Annotated in this window: 13 protein-coding genes; 4 read left to right on the top strand and 9 right to left on the bottom strand. The window is 69.2% G+C overall.

Annotation, left to right across the window (positions count from 1 at the left end; genetic code table 11):
- Nucleotides 1-22 precede the first annotated feature (22 nt).
- The 9 genes from sbnA to ACKTSN_RS01525 all read right to left on the bottom strand — a co-directional run bounded on the left by sbnA (nucleotide 23) and on the right by ACKTSN_RS01525 (nucleotide 12,818).
- Nucleotides 23-1,042 (bottom strand): 2,3-diaminopropionate biosynthesis protein SbnA, encoded by a 1,020-nt coding sequence (sbnA, locus tag ACKTSN_RS01485; protein WP_409467391.1) that lies wholly within the window; start codon nucleotides 1,040-1,042, stop codon nucleotides 23-25.
- Nucleotides 1,043-1,099: 57 nt separating this feature from the next.
- Nucleotides 1,100-2,170: a 2,3-diaminopropionate biosynthesis protein SbnB gene (gene sbnB, locus ACKTSN_RS01490; RefSeq protein ID WP_409467392.1), complete on the bottom strand. Its 1,071-nt coding sequence runs from the start codon at nucleotides 2,168-2,170 to the stop codon at nucleotides 1,100-1,102.
- Nucleotides 2,167-3,204, bottom strand: coding sequence for a TauD/TfdA family dioxygenase (locus ACKTSN_RS01495; protein WP_409467393.1), 1,038 nt, complete (start codon nucleotides 3,202-3,204; stop codon nucleotides 2,167-2,169). The genes sbnB and ACKTSN_RS01495 overlap by 4 nt, the downstream gene beginning before the upstream one ends.
- A 24-nt stretch (nucleotides 3,205-3,228) precedes the next feature.
- Nucleotides 3,229-6,378, bottom strand: coding sequence for a non-ribosomal peptide synthetase (locus ACKTSN_RS01500; RefSeq protein ID WP_409467394.1), 3,150 nt, complete (start codon nucleotides 6,376-6,378; stop codon nucleotides 3,229-3,231).
- Nucleotides 6,378-8,879: a Pls/PosA family non-ribosomal peptide synthetase gene (locus tag ACKTSN_RS01505; RefSeq protein WP_409467395.1), complete on the bottom strand. Its 2,502-nt coding sequence runs from the start codon at nucleotides 8,877-8,879 to the stop codon at nucleotides 6,378-6,380. Before ACKTSN_RS01505 ends, ACKTSN_RS01500 begins: the two co-directional genes overlap by 1 nt.
- 225 nt (nucleotides 8,880-9,104) lie before the next feature.
- On the bottom strand, nucleotides 9,105-9,671 hold the full coding sequence (locus tag ACKTSN_RS01510; RefSeq protein WP_409467396.1) for a hypothetical protein: 567 nt from the start codon (nucleotides 9,669-9,671) through the stop codon (nucleotides 9,105-9,107).
- Nucleotides 9,672-9,692: 21 nt separating this feature from the next.
- On the bottom strand, nucleotides 9,693-10,745 hold the full coding sequence (locus tag ACKTSN_RS01515; RefSeq protein ID WP_409467397.1) for a pentapeptide repeat-containing protein: 1,053 nt from the start codon (nucleotides 10,743-10,745) through the stop codon (nucleotides 9,693-9,695).
- Nucleotides 10,746-10,915: 170 nt separating this feature from the next.
- Nucleotides 10,916-11,638 (bottom strand): zinc ribbon domain-containing protein, encoded by a 723-nt coding sequence (locus ACKTSN_RS01520; RefSeq protein WP_409467398.1) that lies wholly within the window; start codon nucleotides 11,636-11,638, stop codon nucleotides 10,916-10,918.
- A 178-nt stretch (nucleotides 11,639-11,816) separates the two neighbouring features.
- Nucleotides 11,817-12,818, bottom strand: coding sequence for a LacI family DNA-binding transcriptional regulator (locus tag ACKTSN_RS01525; protein WP_409467399.1), 1,002 nt, complete (start codon nucleotides 12,816-12,818; stop codon nucleotides 11,817-11,819).
- Nucleotides 12,819-13,205: 387 nt separating this feature from the next.
- Between ACKTSN_RS01525 and ACKTSN_RS01530 the strand changes: the two genes are divergently transcribed.
- The 4 genes from ACKTSN_RS01530 to ACKTSN_RS01545 are packed head-to-tail and all read left to right on the top strand — an operon-like array spanning nucleotide 13,206 to nucleotide 19,136.
- Nucleotides 13,206-14,540 (top strand): ABC transporter substrate-binding protein, encoded by a 1,335-nt coding sequence (locus tag ACKTSN_RS01530; RefSeq protein WP_409467400.1) that lies wholly within the window; start codon nucleotides 13,206-13,208, stop codon nucleotides 14,538-14,540.
- Between the two features lie 7 nt (nucleotides 14,541-14,547).
- Complete coding sequence (locus ACKTSN_RS01535; protein WP_409467401.1) at nucleotides 14,548-15,495, top strand: carbohydrate ABC transporter permease; 948 nt, start codon at nucleotides 14,548-14,550, stop codon at nucleotides 15,493-15,495.
- Complete coding sequence (locus ACKTSN_RS01540; RefSeq protein WP_409467402.1) at nucleotides 15,492-16,349, top strand: carbohydrate ABC transporter permease; 858 nt, start codon at nucleotides 15,492-15,494, stop codon at nucleotides 16,347-16,349. The genes ACKTSN_RS01535 and ACKTSN_RS01540 overlap by 4 nt, the downstream gene beginning before the upstream one ends.
- A gap of 57 nt (nucleotides 16,350-16,406) precedes the next feature.
- A complete protein-coding gene (locus tag ACKTSN_RS01545) occupies nucleotides 16,407-19,136 on the top strand; it encodes an alpha-mannosidase (RefSeq protein WP_409467403.1) in 2,730 nt (909 codons plus the stop codon).
- Nucleotides 19,137-19,178 lie beyond the last annotated feature (42 nt).

Here is a 19,178-nt window from a genome sequence, read left to right on the forward strand (position 1 = left end):
ACGGCGGGTGGGCGGATGTCTGTCAGCGAGCCCGGCCGTTCGCCGTGCTCGACTCGCGGCCCGCGACACCGTGGTCGGGTGGCGCCTCCGGGACGAGGTCCTGGTCACCGTAGAGGGCTTGCACCCAGTTGGTCTGGTAGATCGTGTCGAGGTAGCGCTCGCCGAGGTCCGGGGCGATCGCCACCGGGGTGAGGCTTCGGGTCTCGTGCCGGGCCAGCCAGCTCATCGCCCCACTGACCACCGTGCCGGTCGACCCGCCGAAGAGGAAGCCCCGCTTCGCCAGGTTCCGGCAGGTACGGATGGTGTCGGCCTCCTCGACGCGCACCGCCTCGTCCACGTACGCCTCGTCGAGCAACGGCGGCCGGACGCTCATGCCCAGGCCGGGGATCATACGGCGGCCTGGCGGGTCGCCGAAGATGGCGGAGCCGACACTGTCCACGGCGACGATCCGCACCGGCCGGTTCCAGGACCGGAACCAGCGTGCGCACCCCATCAGGGTGCCGGTGGTGCCGACCCCGACGAACAGCACGTCCAGCTGCGGGAAGATGCGGGCGATGGCCGGCGCCGTCCTGAAGTAGTGCGCCTTCCAGTTGTCAGGGTTGGTGTACTGGCTCAGCCACACATAGCGGTCGTCCGCGGCGCACAGGCCGCGTACGTACTCCAGTCGCGCTCCCAGGAGGCCGCCGGTGGGGTGTTCGTGGGAGACGATGTGCACCTGGCTGCCGAGGGCTTCCATCATCTGCCGGGTGGCGAGATTGCAGCGGGAGTCCGTCACACAGACGAAACGGTAGCCCTTGCTCGCCGCGATCACGCTCAGGGCCACACCGAGATTGCCCGACGAGGACTCCACCAGGATCGAGTCCCGTGTCAGGACGCCGCTCCGCTCGGCGGACTCCACCATCTCGGTCGCGGCTTTCAGTTTGATCGAACCGGCGAAGTTGAAACCCTCGCACTTGAGGAACAGCCGGTGTCCGAACATCGGCTCCAGGTCGATGTACAGATCCTCCTCGTTGAAGGCCTGGGGAACGGATATGACGGGCACGATGGCCTCCGAGTCCGTGACCGGAACACCGGCCGAAAGGCGGGTGGTGAGCCGTCCTCAGCCGTACCGGCGCAGTTCGTGGAAGAAGTTGTCGATGATCCGCAGTTCGCCGGAGCGTGCCACCTCCTCGTAGACGAACTTGCCGACCGCGAGGTCGAGCACGCCGAGGCCGAACGGCGAGAACACCACCGGCCGGTCGGCCGGCACTGTCACCCGGCCGGCCATCACGTCGTCCAGCGTGCCGAGCAGGAAGCGGCGGTTGCCGGTGAGGCTTTCCGTGAGGTGCGGTGAGGTGGCGGCCCTGAGGCAGTGGTCGATGTCGTCGACGACATTGGTGGCCGACAGCAGCACCTGCGGCGCGAGGTCGCGCAGTGACACGTGCAGCACCACCGGGTTGTGGCGGAACCACGACGGCTCGTCGATGTGCGGCCGGTCGGCGACGGTGGCGAAGACGATCAGGTCGCTGTGGCGGATCAGCTCCCGCGCGCTGCCGTGCACGGTGACGCGTCCGACGGCTCCTGACTGCTCCAGGTACGTCCGGAATCCCGCCGCGCTGTCGGCGGACACGTCGTGCACACCGATGGCGTCGAAGGACCAGCCGGTGCCCTCCAGGTACGTGTGGATGTACCGGGCGATCAGACCGGCCCCGACGAACCCCAGGCGGGCGGGGCGCGGTCGTCCCCTGCTGAGCCGGTCGGCCGCCGCAGCGGCGGACGCGGCGGTCCTGGCGGCGCTGATGATCGAGCTCTCCAGGCACGCGAAGGGGTAGCCCGTGGTGGGGTCGTTGAGGATGAGCACGGCCGACGCCCTGGGGATGCCCGACTCGACGTTGGCGGGAAAACTGGAGATCCACTTCAGGCCGTCCACCCGGCTCTCGCCGCCGAGCGAGGCGGGCAGGGCGATGATCCGCGACGACGGCCGGTCGGGGAAGCGCAGGAAGGAGGACGGCGGGTTGACCGTACGGCCTGCCCCGTGCAGGCGGTACGTCGCCTCGACCACCTCCACCACAGCCTTCTCACGTCCGTCGAGCACGCTCTTGACCTGGGCCCCGGGGATGACCGCGAAGGACGGTACGGCCGGTACCTCGGCCCGGGCCGCTTTCTCGGGGGCGGGACGCACCGTGATCATGCCGCTGCCCTCCCGGTCGACGCCGCGAGGTGGTCCTGACGCACCGGGTCCGCCAGGGCGACCACCACGTTCCGCGGCCCTTCGTACGCGTCCCGGCTGTGCGCGGTGCGGATGTTGTCCACGAGCATCAGGTCTCCCGAATGCCAGGCCCGGCGTACGGTGTGCGCGTCGTAGGCGTTGTTGATCTGCTCGACGACGTCCCGGGGCACGGGGTCACCGTTGCCGTAGCGGGTGTTGAAGGGAAGGCCGTCGGGGCCGTACTCCTCGACGAGGAACTCCCGTACTTCGGGCGCCAGCGTCCACTCGTTGAGAAACGCGATCTGGTTGAACCAGCAGCGCCGACCGGAGACCGGGTGCCGCACCACGGCACGCCGGTGCTGCCGGGTCCGTAGCGAGCCGTCCGGCTGCCAGGACCAGTCGATGGCGTTGGCACGGCAGTACGCCTCGATGGCGTCGCGGTCCTCGGTGCCGAAGGACTGGCTCAGCGTGGCACCGATCTCGTTGGTGTAGGTGCGGGTGAGCAGCCAGCCTTCCCGCTCGAACCGGTCGACGAGTTCGGCCGGCAGCGCCTGCAGCACGGCGGCCGAGTCGGCCACGGCGGTGGCACCGCCCGCGGTGGGCGGCTGAAGGCACGCGAACAGCATCAGGGCGGGGAACTCCAGCGCGTAACTGAGCTCGTGGTGCATGCACATGGGCTGGTTGGGCGGCCACGCCGACGACGAGTAGACGCCCTCCGCGTGGCGGTCGCGGGCGGCGAACGCCTCCCGCTCGGTCGCCGGACGGTCGGCCATCTGGTGGAGGACCGACTCGACGTCGGCCGGAGTGCGCAGACCGAGGCCCCGGACCGTGACAGCGCCGTGCTCGACGAGGAGGTCGCGCAGTCGGTCGTGCCGGACGGCCACCCAGGCCGCCGCGTCCGAGCCGGCCTCGGCCTGGAGGAACGGCGGCTCGCCGGAGGCCGGAGGCGTGGTGCTCCCGGCGGACGGTGGCGGCGCGGCGGGGGCCGGGTGTTTGCGGAACAGTGCGGACAGCATGGTGGTCTCCTCGGGATGCGCGACTTACGGTTCCGCCGACGGAGAGGCGGCTCGGATCAAGGTCTCGGCGGCCTCCGCCGGGCGGCTGCGCAGGAAGTGGCGGCCGCCGCCGGCTACGTCCCGCACTTCTACGTGCTCGGCCAGGAAGTGCCAGTCGCCCGGTGCCCGGCGAGCCTTCGCCGCCTCGCTTGTTGTCTCGCCGTCGTCTTCGACCTCACCGGGCGTGTCGGCGCCGACCAGCACGGTGACAGGGATTGTCAGCCGCTCCGCGTCAAGCGGAGGGCCGAAGGAGGACTGCACGGAGAGGAACACGCCACGCACCACGACTCCGTGCTGCTGCAGGGTGCGGGCCGTCTCCACGGCCGGCACCGCGCCCGAGCCGTCGCCCCACACAAGGATGCTGGGCGCGCCGAGCCGGCCGGTCTCCGCGGCGACCCGCGCCGCGTCCGGCTGTTCGGCGAGGTGGACCGTCAGTCCGCTGCCGCGCAGTGCTTCGGCCAGCGGCAGGAAATCCGCGTCGGTCCGGCCTGTGTCGCAGAAGCAGGCCACGGCGGCCCGCGCGAGTCCGTCCGAGGGCAGCAGTGGCCGCAGGACCCGCCGGACCTCGGCGTGTGTTTCCGGTCGGCCCGATGTCCGGGTGTCGATGAGACCGGCCAGCTCGGCCAGCACCGGATGGCGGGTGAGGTCACGCAGGGAGATCAGGCGGTCCAGGGATACCGCGAGCCGGACGGCCGACAGGGAGGTGCCGCCCAGGTCGAAGAAGCTGTCGCCCCGGCCGATGCGGTCGGACGGCATGCCGAGGACCGTCGCAAACTTCTCCGCCAGCCGCTGCTCGGTCGGCGTCCTGGGTGCCTGGTAGGCGTCGCCGGACCTGCCGAGTTCCTCCGCCAGCGCCGCCAGCGCCTTCGTGTCGGTCTTGCCGTTGGCCGTCAGCGGCAGGTGCGCCACCTGGTGGAAGGAGGCCGGGACCAGGTACTCGGGAAGCAGGTCGCCGAGCCGCTCGCGGACGTCCTCGGCGGTCAGGGTCTCCCCGCTCGTGTAGAAGGCGGCCAGTTGCCTGCCGTGCCCCTCCCCCGTCACCACCACCGCGCCGTCGCGGACGCCGGGGACCCGGAGCAGCGTGTTCTCGATCTCGCCGATCTCGACGCGGAACCCGCGGATCTTCACCTGCACGTCCCTGCGGCCGAGGTACTCGAGCTTCCCGTCGGGCAGCCAGCGGCCGAAGTCGCCTCCCCGGTAGAGCCGTTGCCCCGGACGGTACGGATCGTCCGGATAGGCGAGCCGGGTGCGCTCGGGGTCGTTGACATACCCTCGGCCGACGCAGACACCGGAAAAGACGATGGCACCGGGGGCGCCGAGCGGGACCAGCATCAGGTTGTCGTCGACGACGTACACGCGCACGTTGTTGACGGGCCGGCCGAGCGGGACCCGGTCGCCGGTGGGCGCGCGATCCATCACCTCGTGGTTGGTGTCGTCGGACGTCTCGGTCAGTCCGTAGGCGTTGACCAGACGGATCCCGGGCCCGATGGTGAACCACCGCTGGGCCAGCTCACTCTTGAGCGCCTCTCCCGTGACCGACACACAGCGCAGGTCCGGCAGGTCGCGCGGGGCGCGTTCGAGGGTGGACAGGATGACGTCGAGGTACGAGGGCACGACCTGGAGGACGTTGACCCGGCGCTCGACGATCGTGTCGAGGAACCGGTCGGCGTCGAGGATCGCGTCCTGTTCGACCAGCAGGGTCCGGCCGCCGGTCAGCAGGCCTGCGAGCAGCTGCCACAGCGAGATGTCGAAGCACTGCGAGGCGGTCTGCGCCACGACCGTGCCCGCACCGATGTCCAGGTCGTCGATCTTGGCGTACAGGTGGTTGAGCAGGCCCGCGTGCTCGCACATCGCGCCCTTGGGCTCACCTGTGGAGCCGGAGGTGAAGAACACGTACGCGAGCCGGTCGGCCGGCACCTCGACTCCTGGGTCGGTTCCGTCGGTGGCCCGCTCGGTGATGTCCGGGACGAGCAGCGTACGGGTGCCGGGCAGTACGTCCAGCGCCTGGTCCAGGTTCGTGGTGGCGCCCGGCTCGGTGAGCACGAACCGGCAGGCGGCGCGGGTGAGCATGGTGGTCATGCGGCCGGGCGGGTAGTGCGGGTCGACGGGGAGGTAGGCGCCGCCTGCTTTGAAGACGGCGAGCACGCCGGCCAGCCAGTTCAGGTCGCGCCCGGTCACCACCGCGACCGTGTCCTCGGGGCGCAGCCCCTGCGCCAGCAGGGCACGGGCCAGCCGGTTGGCCCGCACGTTCAGTTCGCCGTACGTCCACTGCCGGTCGCGGTGCACGGCGGCGACGGCGTCCGGGTGGCTGCGCACGCGCTCTTCGAACAGTTCGTGGCAGCGCCGGTCGGGCAGGTCCCGGCGCGGACCGGCGAGTCCGTCGATCTGGAACCGGATCTCCTCGGCCGACAGCAGACTGTGCCGGTGGTGCGGGGCGTCCGGGTCGGCGGCGATCTGTTCGAGAGCGGCGAGGTGGTATCCGGCGATCCGGGCCGCGCAGTCCACGTCCAGCAGGTCGGTCCGGTAGCGCAGGCGCACGACGCGTCGGCCGTCCTGCTCCGCCGCCGTCACCATGAGAACGGTGCCGTTCTCGCCCGCGGGCCCGCGTCCGGTCGGGTCGAACACGGCCTCGGGGCAGGGTGCGGTCCCGCCCGTGCGCGACAGCGCGTCGGCCGACGAGCTGGTCCGGGACGACAGCAGCCCCGATTCGGCCCGGTGGGATGCCAGCAGCAGTTGGCGCCATGTACCGGGCCCGACGGTCAACTGGATGGGGAGGGGCGTGGTGCCCGCCGTGGACAGGTAGCCGGTGCGGACGACGGGGTCGCCGGAGAGTGTGGCGAGCACCTTGGCGTGCGCGGCCAGGAACACCGCCGTGAGCGGGACGCCCAGTTCCCGGGCCCGCCGGTGCAGGGCCGTCGTCACCGCTGCGGGGACGGGCGTGACATGCTCGGCGGTGCCGGGCACCGGGGCACGGGTCCACCGCGGTACGGCTGTGAAGCTGACCTCGGCCGGTGTGCCGCCGACGGCCGGCGCGGCGTCCCCGGCCTGTGCGGCGGCGTCGGCCGTGGGTCCCTCGCCGGACCGTGCGTCGCCGCCGTGGGTTCGGTCGTCGGTCAGTGCCGTCGCCCTCGCCATCACCCTTCACCTCCGCCGCCGTCGAGTGCGGGACGGGCCGGATTCCCCGCCCAGCGAGCATGGTCGGGGACCACCTCGCCCTTCATGAGGAAGGAGTCCGCCGCCAGCACGGCACCGTCACCTATCCGCACGCCGTAGTGCACGAACGCTCCGACGCCGAGGGTGCAGCCGGAGCCGATCTCGCTGCGGTCCGACTTGAACGTGGCGTCCTCCTGCGAGTGGGGCTGGACGACGCTTCCCACGTTGAACGTGCAGCTGTCCCCGATCGTGACCATCCCGCGTTCGGTGATGCTGAGTCCGTCGTCGAACAGCCTGGTGCCGACGCTTGCACCGAGCAGGCGCCACGCGAATCCCTTGAACGGCGTGCCGTTGAGGACCTGCACATACGTCTCGGAGGGAACTTTCCAGTACCGCTCACGCTGCCAGAAGCGGCGGTCGTAGATCGAGCAGAACAGCGGTCCCGGAGGGTGCAGTGCCGTCACGGCCCGCTCGACCAGGATGAAGTACAGGACGGTGAACGGCAGTGCGAGGGCGTTGGCGAGCGCGATGGCTGCCGTGCCCCACTGTGGGTAGAGGCTCGCGGCGCACGCGAAGAGCAGGGTGATGCAGAAGAAGTACAGCCATCCCGCGAACAGGAACCACGCCATTGTGACGGCGTTGTGCCGGTTCTTGGCGGCCAGGCGGCGGCGCAGCCCGTTCCCGTTCGTCAGCTCGTCGAAGGTGCTGTCCCGCACCACCGACCGCGGGATCTCGAAGCTGGGAGACCCCAGCAGTCCCACGTCGTGCCGGACCGGGCCGTCGACGGGGACCATCACCTTGGTCGCCAGGAGGCAGTTGTCACCGGTCCTGCCGCGCGTGGGGTAGGCGACCCGGTTCCCGAGGAAGTTGTGCGCTCCGATCGCGGTCCGCGACAGGCGGAAGGACGTGCTGGAGTAGTCGGCGTTCATCAGGGAGAGGCCGTCGGCGACCATGGTGCCCGTGCCGACCGCGCTCATGAAGGGGCTCTCGTGCTTGACCCGGGTGCCGAAGTTCGACCCGGTCTGCTCCACGCGGGAGAGGTCGTAACCGATCCAGCGCAGGTAGTGCACGATGCATGTGCTGTCGCCGAACAGGCGGGTGAGGAACCTGCTGTTGGTCAGCAGGAGGATCGCCCGGTGCACGGCATGGTGGAAGCCGAACAGCGGGTACGTCCGGCCCGGGGTGACGAACCGGGCGAGCAGCCGCGGGACGGTGGCCAGGACGACGAGGGCGGCGGGCACGGCGCAGGCAAAGATCACGGCCGTGACCACCAGCACGTCCACGTAGAAAGCCCAGCCGGCCGGGGATGTCTGCGCCTGCTCCAGCGCCGTGTCTCCCTCCAGGATGCGGGAGAGCAGTACGTCCAGACAGCCCACCGCCAGCGGCACGTACACCAGCACCGCGGTGAGCATCAGCAGGACTCCGTGGACCGCTCGCCGCAGGGTGCCGCAGCGGGCGGCCTCCACCGGCTGGAATTCGGCGTCCGTGGGCTGGGCCGGCGACCCGTGCCAGTGTCGGCCGTCCGGGACCTCCTGACCGGTGTGCAGCGAGGACGCGTGGCCCAGCTGGGATCCGTCACCGAGACAGGTGCCGATGTCCAGCACCGTCGCCTCACTGACGACCGCGTCCCGGCCCAGGGTGACGGGACCCGTCTCGATCACACCGTCGTGTGCGCGGTAGCAGTTGATCAGCGAGTCCTTGCGGACCACCGTGCTGTCGCCGATCGTCAGCAGGTCGGTACAGACAGGCATACTGCGCGAGAGGAAGGTCACCCCCCGTCCGATCCGGGCACCCAGCGCCCTGAGGTAGAGCGGGTACAGCGGCGACCCGGCGAACAGCAGGACCGGACTCGACCGGACCAGCGTCTTGACCAGCCAGAAGCGGACGTAGACCAGACTCCAGACGCGAATCCGCTGCGGTTTCCACCGGCCGATCAGCAGCCACTTCACGATCACGGGCAGAGCGCACAGGACCACCAGCAGCGTGGCGCCGAACACAACGGACCGCAGGTAGGCCTGCAGCAGGCCGCTCCCGCCCGAGATCCAGTCGTAGCCGCGGGCGGTGACGACGGCGAGGAGGCAGGCGTAGCCGAGATAGCACAGCACTTGCAGGACGCCGCAGAGCATGTAGTGGGGACGGCCCGTCGGTTCCGCCGGTGGCCGTGGCCGTGTGTCGGGGGCGGGAACCGGCGGCGTACCCGGAGCCGTGCCCTGAGGTGCGCCGTCCACCATCGCCGCCGCCAGCGCGCTGACGGTGGGGTACCGGTAGATGTCGCGCATCGACACCGACGGCAGGTCGGGCCGCTTTCTGACACGCGCGCAGAAGTGCGCCATGACCAGGGAGTCGGCCCCCAGATCGTTGAAGAAATGACTGTCGAGAGGCACCTCGTCGAGCTTCGCGACGTCCGCGAGCAGCCGGGCGAGCGTCTCTTCCGTACCGGGGACGGCCGGGGTGCCCATCACCTCGAGCTGGTGTCCCGTCATACGCACTCCCTGGGCTGGCGGCGACCGACCGTCCTGCTTGCCAGGTATTCGTTGCCAGGGGGACGAGGTATGAAGGCGCCATGCACCTTCTTGCATCGTGAGCGCCTCATCTCGCCAGGTGACACCGGCCACGGTGGCCCGAGCCGTCCGCCGGGAGTTTCTCCATGAGGCGGAAGCCCGTTGTGGTGCCGGAACCCAGCGCCCAGTCGGTGCAGCGGTCGCCGACTACCGTTTCACCCTGCCGCGCACAGCAAGGACGGCGAGGCCGAGCAGGGCCGGCTCCACCAGACGGGAGGCCGTCTCCGTGCATGTGCCCGCCGTGGTCAGGTCCTGGCCGGAGGAGCGGAAGACCACCGAGTTGATCACCACCCGCATGGACTTCTCGAACCGCCCGGTCGACATCCGCTGTGCATACGGCCCATTGGGATGGGCCGGATCGGGGGTGTCTGTGGTCATGGCGATGGTGCGGCCGGTGAGAGTGCCGGTGCTCTGCGATTTCGGGTCGTCCTGCGGGAGGCCCCACAGCATCATCGCCAGCACGGTGACGGTCATGGCCGCCAGCAGCCGGCCCAGGGCACGGGAGGCCCGCAGCCCGTAGCCGGACAGGGCCCAGTACGCGGCGATCAGGGCCCGCTCGGCGCGCGGAGTGCTGGGGTCGTGACGGCGCATCTCCATCTCGCCGTAGTAGAAGTCGGCCGCCCCCGGCTCGTCCTTGCCGTCCTCGAAGGCCTTGCGCAGCTGCCGGTAGACCGGTGCCAGCGCGGCCCGGACGGGGCGGTGGCCAACAGACACCGGCCCTCGAGCCGCAACTGGTCAAGGTGGATGGTCCCGACGAAGAGGCAGTCGGTCAGGTCGACATCTGTAAGGACCAGGTGAGCCGCGTCCACTCCCCGCAGTGATACGACCTGCACCGGAAGATCCGTAGGATCGGGTTCGGGCATCTCCAGGCCGTTCACGATGAAGGGGCGGACACGGGCGGCGATGCTCACCGGGTATTCCAGGACCGCGTCGCTCAGATCCACAGCCGTGTGGCGCAGCCGCAGCGCGGCTGTGGAAGCCCACCGTGTCCGCCTGCACTGCAGGGCCGCTGTCGACGCCTCGATGGTCACGGCACCATGGAACACCGCCTCCGACACATCCAGCGTTCCGGCACACCAGCGGACCCACCTGGGCGGTGCGCTCGAACACCGTGCTGTGGAAGAGGACGTTGCCGTTGAACTTCGCCCCGGCAAGCGAGGCACTCCCCCGGATCGTCGCAGCGGAGAGCCAAAGGTCGCCGCCGATCTCCGTCGCAACGACGTGGGTTTCACCGGCGATCTGCGCCTTTTGGAACAGCGCGTCACCGCCGATGTGCACCCGGTAGAAGTCGGCGTCACCGCTGATCTTGGCACTGACAAACCAGGCGTTGCCGCCGATCTCCGCGTCGTCGAACCTGGCGTCGCCGCCGATTTCCGTCCCGTAGAACCAGGCGTTACCGACGATCTCTGTCTCATAGAACGACGCGTTCCCGCTGATCTTCGCCTCGTCGAAGTGGGCGTCGCCGCTGAACCGCGCCGTGTCGAACACGGCGTTGCCCAAGTGAGGCTCGTCTGTTGCAGGGGCTGTGAGTGCGGCGAGCAGTTCGCTCAGCAGTTCTTCGGTGAACGACGTGCCACGGTGATCGAGGTCTACGCCGGGCTGCAACCCGGCGAGGTAGGAGGAGCGGTCGGCGTCGGTGAGATGGGCCAGGCAGACGGGGTGCGGCTCGACGATGCGGCCACGACAGCCGACGCCGTCCGCCCCGGAGCCGTGCGCGCAGTACGGCCACACCTGTGTGGTCGAGTCGGCTGAGGTGGCGGTCACGTCCTGTGGGACGTGGAGGAGCATGCGTCGGTTGCGGCGGGTCGCCCGTGTGAGCGTCTCTGTGGGATCTGCCCATCGTGGAGGGGTGGCGTGGGTGTGCCGGTAGAAGCCTGCGCCCACTGCTGCTCCGCGCGGCCGGTGGCCGGATGGGGGTACTCCCGGACCGAGTCTGGGGGAGGGTGTGCTGATCGTCTTCACGCCCTGGTTCCGGTGGGCTGCGCGGGGCAGTGTCCTGCGGTCCGTTGGTGCGTGTCCATCCGGACGCTTGCCCGCCAGGCCGCGGGGCGTGTGTTTCGGCGCCGGGTGGGGCCGGTCTCGGACCGGTCGGCCAGGCTGGCCTGGGTGGTCGGGGTTATGACCGCTTTCGTTTCGAGTGTGTCCACCACCGTGCGGATTGCCATCTGCCCGGTGGCCCGGTCGGTGACGGTCTTGGCCTGGTGGGTAAGGCCGCGTGCGGCGATGCGCTGCCATGCGCCGTGGTCGCGTTCGCCCTGCCAGCCGCAGTCCCGACCAGGGCAGATGGCCCGTTTCCAGCCCGCCGTGGTGGGGCGGTCGGGGACTTTGCGGTGCCGCAGCGCGGTGAGGCACTGGGGGCAGTGCCTGGAGGTGTTGCGGGGCGGGACGGTGACGACGGCGATACCGGCTTCGGCGGCGAGGTGCCGATGCGGTCGGCGATCTGGCCGCGCACCGTCGGGGACATGCAGGTGTTGGGGGTGTGGCCCATGCCCTTGGCTTCCATCGACCGCAGGTCTTCCAGGTAGATGACCGTGGCTCGGGCGGCGATGGCCTGGTCCACGGCCCAGCGGGCGGCGGCCCGGGCGAGGGCGTCGTTGAGGTGGAGCGGCGGTCGGACACGAAGCGGATCTCGTCCCGCAGCACCTCATGTTTGCCGAACAGCTCGTGCTGCTCGTCAGCATCGATGAGCCGCTGGTACTGGGTGCACCACGGCGCCATGCCCTCGGCCTGATCCACAGGCGGGGCAATTCCTCCTACCCTGCCTGGTTGGCGCACGGCAGCAGCATGACGATGTGCCGTGCTGCTGCCGGCCCGAAGCGGCGGCCGACCAGCGGGTCGGCGGCGGCATCCCGACGCCGCTTATGCCGATTCACGCAGCCGCAGTTCTGTCCTTACCACCAGTTCGTCGCGACTGAGCGGACTGCTTCCGGTCAGCAGCCAGGCGGCCTGTTCCACGGCGAGCGCACCGAGCCCACGCGTGTCCAGGGCCACGGTGGACAGCGCTGGCTCGACGAGCGCTCCGAGCCGGAGGCCGTCGAAGCCGATCACGGCAAGGTCTGCGGGAAGCTGCCGTCCGAGTCGGCGCGCGGCGCGCAATGCTCCGATGGCGATGATGTCGTTGAACGTGAACACGGCGGTCACGTCAGGGTGAGCGGCGAGGAGCTCCTTCAGTGCGTTCTCGCCGCCCTCAACGCTCTGATCTGCGCGGCTCACCGATCCGGCGTCCAGTCCGCAGGCGGACATCGCGCCGACGAACCAGTCGTGGCGGATACTCGGCTCGGACCGGCCTGCGTGATCGAGCATGCCGATGCGCCGGTGCCCCGACTCGACCAGATACCTGATCGCAGCGTGGACGCCTTCCTCGCCGTCGATCCTGATCGAGCTGAACCTCTCGGCACGGTGCTCCCGGTCGATGAGCACCACGGGGAGCCCTCGGGTCAGTTTGGCGATCTCGTCCTCCGGCTGGCTCAGGTACCCCACTACGGCATCCACCTGAGACGCGATCACCTCGAGCGTGCCCCGCTCCTCCTCGATGCGGTCACCGGTGTCGTAGACGACAACATGCCAGCCACGCGCCCGCGCCGCGTCCAGCGCAGCAGCGGCGACCTCGGTGAAGAACGGGTTGAGCAGATCGGGGATCACGAGCCCGACGCTGATCGTGTCCTGTCGGACGAGTCCCCTGGCAAACCGGCTCGGCCGGTATCCCAGCGCGAGGGCGGCGTCGAGGACGCGCTGCTTGGTGGCGACACCGATCTCGTCCTTGTCGTTGAGCGCCCGTGACACGGTTTGTCGGGACACTCCGGCGGTCCGGGCCACATCGTCGATCGTCACCTTGCGGGGTCCGGTCCCCGACGACGCCATCACTCACCTCCGCGTAGTTGTCGACGCGTCCGCGTCGCAGGGACACCGAGTATGCCCCGGGCTGAAGTTGTGCTTGTGTGCGGGCGCTTGACGGTCTCGACCGGGCGCCAGGCGGCGGTCCGTGGATGCGCTGCCGCTCTCCCATGAGATGCCGACGCATTGCCTGACGCCTTCTCATCCTTGAACTCGTGCACGGCTCTTGTGCCTTGACACTCGGCCGCACCGAAGCGCACACTCCCAATCACTTCGCAACAAGCTCCCGTTACCGCTCCCGTGAGCGTTCACGTTACCGCTCACGGCCCTTTATTCCAACCAGAAGGCATCCGCCTGAGGTGTCAACGTCGACCCGCCTAGCACCGTCGCTAGTCGTTCTCTGGATCGGAAAATATGAGCAGCACAGTCACGCGCACCCGCCTCGCCATCGTCGCCGCGGCAGCCGGCATCGCCGTACTCCCCGGGTGCTCGTCGCCCGCTCCGGCAGGTAAGGCATCCGCAGCCTCCTGCGAGCCCGCGAAGGGGAAAGTCACCCTCCAGTACTGGAACACCGTTCCGGGCATGGACAAGGTCGTCGACCTGTGGAACAAGAAGAATCCGAACATCCAGGTCGAGACGAAGAACATCTCCAACGACCAGTACGGCGCCATCGGCAACGCCCTCAAGGCGGGGAAGGCGCCGGACCTCGCTCAGGTCGGCTACGACCAGCTCCCCAACCTGCGCACCCAGGACGCCTTCGTGGACGCATCGGCCTGCTCGGCGGCCACCGCGGCCAAGACGGAGTTCGTTCCGTGGACTTGGTCGCAGACCAGCTTCAGCGACACCGGCGTGTTCGCCCTGCCGCAGGACACCGGCCCGATGGCCCTCTTTGTGCGCAGCGACATCTTCAAGAAGCACGACGTCGCGATCCCCAAGACCTGGGACGAGTACGCGGCGGCCGCAAAGGAGCTGCACAAGGCGGACTCCGACCTCACCATTACGTACTTCGACCCGAACAACGCCGAGTGGTTCAACGGGCTCCTCTGGCAGAACAACGCCGAGATGTACAGCTACTCCGACGACAAGTGGCACGTCACCGTCGAGTCGGACCAAAGCAAGCAGGTCGCGGAGTACTGGCAGAAGCTGATCTCCGACAAGCTCGTGCGCACCGACCTCACCCACGGTTCGACGCAGATGTACGCCGCGTACCAGAAGGAGCAGATCGCCAGCTACATCGGCGCCGCCTGGGGCTACAGCATGTTCCGGGACAACCTGCCGCAGCAGGCCGGCAAGTGGACGGTCGTCCCGATGCCGACGTGGGGCGCGAACGGCGCGTCCGGCAACTGGGGCGGATCGACCGTCGCGTTCATGAAGGGCAGCAAGCACCTGTACGAGTCGGTCAAGTTCAACACCTGGCTGAACACCGACCCGGAGGCCCTCGCGCTGGAGAACGAGCTGGGCGGCCTCTACCCGGCAGCCAACGCCGGGCTGCAGCTTCCCGCGCTCTCCAAGGGCGTGCCGTACTACAACAACCAGAAGATCTTCGACGTCTTCGCCGCATCGTCCAGGAAGGTCGACACCAGCTTCACCTGGGGTCCCACGCAGAAGACGGTGAACCTGGCGCTGCAGGACGCGATGGCCAAGGCGGCGGCCGGTGACGGCACGCTCACCGACGCGCTCTCGGCCGCCCAGGCGGCAGCGCTGAAGTCGATGAAGGACCAGGCGATTCCGGCTGCGGCGGGCAAGTGACCGCAGCATGACCGACATCGCAATCCGCACGACCCACGTGGTGGAGTCGTCCGAGGGTCGTCGCCGCCGATCCAACGGCGGCCCCCGGGCGGGCACCGTCGCCGCGTTCCTGATCCCCTTCTTCCTCCCGTTCGTGCTGTTCTACCTGGTGCCGGTCGGCTACGCGCTCTGGCAGAGCTTCCGCGTCGTGCGCCGTACCGGCGGCCAGTACGGGACGTCGTACACGACCTTCGGCGGTTTCGAGCAGTACGTGCAGGTGTTCCAGAACAGCGAGTTCTGGGCCAGCATCGGGCGCATCGGGCTGTTTGGCATCGTGCAGGTGCCGGTCATGCTGTTCGTCGCACTGATCATGGCGCTGCTGCTGGACACTCCCCTGCTGAGGCTCAAGTCGTTCTTCCGCATCACGGCGTTCATGCCGTATGCCGTGCCCGGTGTCATCGCCGCGATCATGTGGTCGTATCTCTACTCGCCGCAGCTCAGCCCCGTCGTCGACCTGTTGAAGGGCATCGGCCTGGAGCCCGACTTCCTCGGCCCTGGTGCGGTGTTGTGGTCGGCGGCGAACGTCTCGACGTGGCTGTGGACCGGCTACAACATGCTGATCATGTTCTCAGCCCTGCAGTCGATCCCGCAGGAGCTCTACGAGGCCGCCAAGATCGACGGTGCGAGCAACTGGACGATCGCGTGGCGGATCAAGGTCCCGATCATCGCCCCGTCCATCGTCCTCACCACGGTGTTCTCGATCATCGGCACGCTGCAGCTCTACGCCGAGCCGGCCGTGCTGCGCCAGATCTCCTCGAACATCTCAAGCACCTTCACACCGAACATGCTCGCCTATGCGGTGGCCTCCGGAAACAACTACCAGCAGGCCGCGGCGATCTCCGTGGTCATCGCCGTCATCACCTTCGTCCTGAGCTTCGGGTTCATGCGACTGACCTCGAAGAAGGCCGGGCTATGAGCAACCAACCCGTGATCCGCGAAAGCCGCGTCAGCCGCACGGCCGTCATGGCTTTGATGTTCCTGCTGGCGATCTACTTCCTGCTGCCGGTCTACTTCCTGATCGTCGCGGCGACGAAACCGCAGGGTGACCTCGCCTCCACCAACGGGCTGGCGTTTTCGCACTTCAACCTTGTCGAGAATCTGCGCGTCCTGTTCACCCGCAGCGACGGCATTTTCGGGCGGTGGGCCCTGAACACCGTCATCTACGCGGTGCTCGGCGCGGCCGTGGGAACCCTGATCTCCGCGCTGTGCGGCTACGCACTCGCCAAGTTCCGCTTCCGGGGCCGCGAGTTCCTGTTCTCGGTCATCCTCGGCGGTGTCCTCGTCCCCACAACCGCGCTCGCGCTCCCGCTGTTCCTGCTGTTCTCGGCGACCGGGCTCGTCAACACCTACCTCGCGGTGTTCCTGCCCAGCATCGTCAGCCCGTTCGGCGTCTATCTCGCCCGCATCTTCGCCAACGCCGCCGTCCCCCAAGAGCTCATCGAGTCGGCGCGCCTGGACGGCGCGGGTGAGTTCCGCACGTTCTTCTCGGTGGCGTTCAAGCTGATGACGCCGGCGCTGGTGACGATCTTCCTGTTCCAGTTCGTCGCCATCTGGAACAACTTCTTCCTGCCCATGGTGATGCTGCAGAAGGAGTCGCTGTTCCCGATCACGCTCGGCCTGTACCAGTGGAACGGTCAGACCGCTCGTGCCCCGCTCCTGCAACAGTCCGTGATCACCGGCTCGCTGGTGTCGATCGTGCCGGTGATCATCGTGTTCATCCTCCTCCAGCGGTTCTGGCGCACCGGGCTCGCCGCCGGCTCCCTCAAGTGACCTACTCCCCCGCTCTGCGTTCTCCCTCCCCCGCCAGCACAGAAGGTCCCTCTCGCCATGCAGAACCCCGCCGTCTTCGTGCCCCATTTCCACTGGGACCGGGAGTGGTACGAGCCTTTCCAGGTGTTCCGGCACCGGCTCGTCGCCGCCCTCGACACCGTGCTGGAGACGGCCGAGGCGAACCCGGACTTCCGGTTCACCGCCGACGGGCAGATGGCCGCGATCGAGGACTACCTGGAGATGCGGCCGGAGAACCGCGACCGTGTCGTGGCCCTGGTCAGCGAGGGTCGGCTCGCCATCGGGCCGTGGCTGATCCTGCTCGATGAGTTTCTCTGCTCCGGTGAGACCATCGTGCGCAATCTGCAAATGGGGTGGGCGGCTGCCGAGGGCCTCGGCGGTGCGATGCCCATCGGCTATCTACCGGACATGTTCGGCCACATCGCGCAGATGCCGCGGATCCTGGCGCGCGCCGGGATCGAGCATGCGGCGCTGTGGCGTGGTGTGCCCGGCTCCGTCGGCGGTCACGCCTTCCGCTGGCGCGCTCCCGACGGCTCCGAAGTGCGCACCGAGTTCCTCTTCGACGGCTACGACAACGGCCTCGACGTCCTGCTGGTGCCCGACCAGATCGGCCGCGCGCTCGGCGAGTACGCCCAGATGACGGCCGAGCGGTGGGGTGGCGATCCGGTGCTGGCCATGGCCGGCACCGACCACAACGCGCCCGACCCGCAGTTGGCGGCCTGGCTGCGCCGCGCGTCCAGCGAGGAGCGCGCCATCACCATCGCGACGCTCGACGAGTACATCCGCAAGCACGTACGGGACGAGGTGGACGCCGTCGTCACCGGTGAGCTGCGCAGCCATGTGCGCGGCAACATCCTCCCGGGCGTGCTGTCCGTGCGGCTCGGGCTCAAGCAGCGGATGGCCGTCGCCGAGCGCACCATCGACCATGCCGAGCGGGTGAACGCCCTGTGGTCCCAGCGTGATGACTCGCCGTTCCTCTCGTTGGCATGGCACAAGATCATCGAGTCGACCGCGCATGATTCGGTGGTCGGCTCGGGCACCGACGAGACCTGCGACCAGGTCGAGGCGCGACTCGCCGAAGCCGTGCAGGCCGCACGGGCCGTACGGGACGCGGCCCTCGCCGAGCCCGCCGCCAAGGTTCCGAGCGACGGCTACCTGGTCGCCAACCCGCTGCCGTCGGCGCGTACGGCGCTGGTCGAGGTGGATGTGGTGGCCCCGGCGGAGGGAACCGCGCTGGTCGCGACCGCCGCCGACGGGTCGGCGCATCCGATGCAGCTGATCTCCCAGGCCCCGACCGTGCTCAGCGACGAGCGCATGGACGCCTCGCAGCTCGAACGGGTGCTGCGCCGTATCCACCGCCGCGAGTTGTTCGGCCTTCTGATCGACCACTACGAACTCACCCCGGGCTCGCTCGTCTTCCACCTCGCCCAGGTGCCGACCAGCGGACCGTTCGACCTGCTGATCCTGCGCCGCGAGGTCGCCGCCGCGGCCGCCGCGCATCCGGGTGAGTGGCGGGTGCGGACGCTGGCGGAGGCCCGGGCCACCGCGCTGGTACCCGTGCACGTCCCCGCCTGCGGGCTGGCGAGTTTCCGGGCCGAAGCGAGCAACCGGCCCGCCTCCCCGGCGATGCAGCTCGCACCTGCGACGGCGACGGCCGACGCGCTCTCGAACGGACTGGTCGAGGTCGCGGTCGCCGCCGACGGGACCCTGAAGGTGACCGGGGCCGACGGCACCGTCCTGGACGGAGTCGGCCGTCTCGTCGACGGCGGTGACCGCGGCGACAGCTACAACTACGCTCCCCCGGCTCTGGATGTGCTCGTGTCGGAGCCGACACAGGTCACCGTTGACTTCCTCGAGAGCGGCCCGCTGCGTTCCAGGTTGCGTGTCACCCGCGTCTACGAGTGGCCCGCCGCCCTCTCCTCCGACCGTGATCTGCGCAGCGGCCAGACCGTGCCGACCCCGGTGGAGATGCTGGTGGAAGTACGCGTGGGCGAGCCGTTCGTGCGCATCTCCACATCGTTCCTGAACCAGTGCGCCGATCACCGGCTGCGCTTCCATGTGCCGCTGCCCGAGCCCGTGGCCAAGTCCGCCTCCGCCGGCCAGTTCGCCGTCACTGAGCGTGGGCTCACCGCCGAGGGCGGCTGGGGCGAGTACCCGATCCCGACCTATCCCGCGAGTTCGTTCGTGTCGGCAGGCGCCGCCACTGTCCTGCTCGACCACTCCAGTGAGTACGAACTCGTCGACGACGGCTCCGCACTCGCCATCACCCTGCTGCGCGCGATCGGCGCGATCAGCGTCAACATCCATCCCCTCCGCGACGAGCCCGCGGCGAGCGAGATCCCCGCACCGGGGGCGCAGGATCGCGGCATGCGGATCGAGAACCGTTTCGCCGTCGTGCCCTCGGCGGCCGGCTGGCAGGGCGCGAACGCGGTCGCTCTCGCCGAGGAGTTCCGCAACGACGTACTCGTCGCCCGCGGAACTGCGCCCACCGCAGGCCACCTGCCCCCCGACGCGAGTGGTGTGCGGGTCGACGGCAAGGACGTCCTCGTCTCGAGCATCCGCCGTGTCACCGACAACGTGCGCGGGGCCGGCACCGAGGTCCGGTTGGCCGCGATGAGCGGCACCGCGCCGACCGTCCACGTGACCGGCGCGTTCACCGAAGCCACCACGGTCGACCTGCTCGGCCGACCGCTGTCCCTGACGCCGGTGCGGGACGGGCTCGAACTGGTCCTCGGTCCGTGGGAGATCCGAACCGTCGTGCTCCGGTAGCCACCACCCCCGGCACAGAACGAGCTTCCCTTTTTGCTACCA

Origin of the sequence: Streptomyces flavusporus, assembly GCF_046267975.1 — a bacterium.
Classification (GTDB): Bacteria; Actinomycetota; Actinomycetes; order Streptomycetales; family Streptomycetaceae; genus Streptomyces; species Streptomyces flavusporus.

What these genes read in the sequence shown, in the direction of transcription:
- sbnB (WP_409467392.1), bottom strand. Translation starts at nt 2,170, where the DNA reads ATGATCACGGTGCGTCCCGCCCCCGAGAAAGCGGCCCGGGCCGAGGTA.
- ACKTSN_RS01495 (WP_409467393.1), bottom strand. Translation starts at nt 3,204, where the DNA reads ATGCTGTCCGCACTGTTCCGCAAACACCCGGCCCCCGCCGCGCCGCCA.
- ACKTSN_RS01500 (WP_409467394.1), bottom strand. Translation starts at nt 6,378, where the DNA reads ATGGCGAGGGCGACGGCACTGACCGACGACCGAACCCACGGCGGCGAC.
- ACKTSN_RS01505 (WP_409467395.1), bottom strand. Translation starts at nt 8,879, where the DNA reads ATGACGGGACACCAGCTCGAGGTGATGGGCACCCCGGCCGTCCCCGGT.
- ACKTSN_RS01515 (WP_409467397.1), bottom strand. Translation starts at nt 10,745, where the DNA reads ATGCTCCTCCACGTCCCACAGGACGTGACCGCCACCTCAGCCGACTCG.
- ACKTSN_RS01520 (WP_409467398.1), bottom strand. Translation starts at nt 11,638, where the DNA reads ATGCTGACGAGCAGCACGAGCTGTTCGGCAAACATGAGGTGCTGCGGG.
- ACKTSN_RS01525 (WP_409467399.1), bottom strand. Translation starts at nt 12,818, where the DNA reads ATGGCGTCGTCGGGGACCGGACCCCGCAAGGTGACGATCGACGATGTG.
- ACKTSN_RS01530 (WP_409467400.1), top strand. Translation starts at nt 13,206, where the DNA reads ATGAGCAGCACAGTCACGCGCACCCGCCTCGCCATCGTCGCCGCGGCA.
- ACKTSN_RS01535 (WP_409467401.1), top strand. Translation starts at nt 14,548, where the DNA reads ATGACCGACATCGCAATCCGCACGACCCACGTGGTGGAGTCGTCCGAG.
- ACKTSN_RS01540 (WP_409467402.1), top strand. Translation starts at nt 15,492, where the DNA reads ATGAGCAACCAACCCGTGATCCGCGAAAGCCGCGTCAGCCGCACGGCC.
- ACKTSN_RS01545 (WP_409467403.1), top strand. Translation starts at nt 16,407, where the DNA reads ATGCAGAACCCCGCCGTCTTCGTGCCCCATTTCCACTGGGACCGGGAG.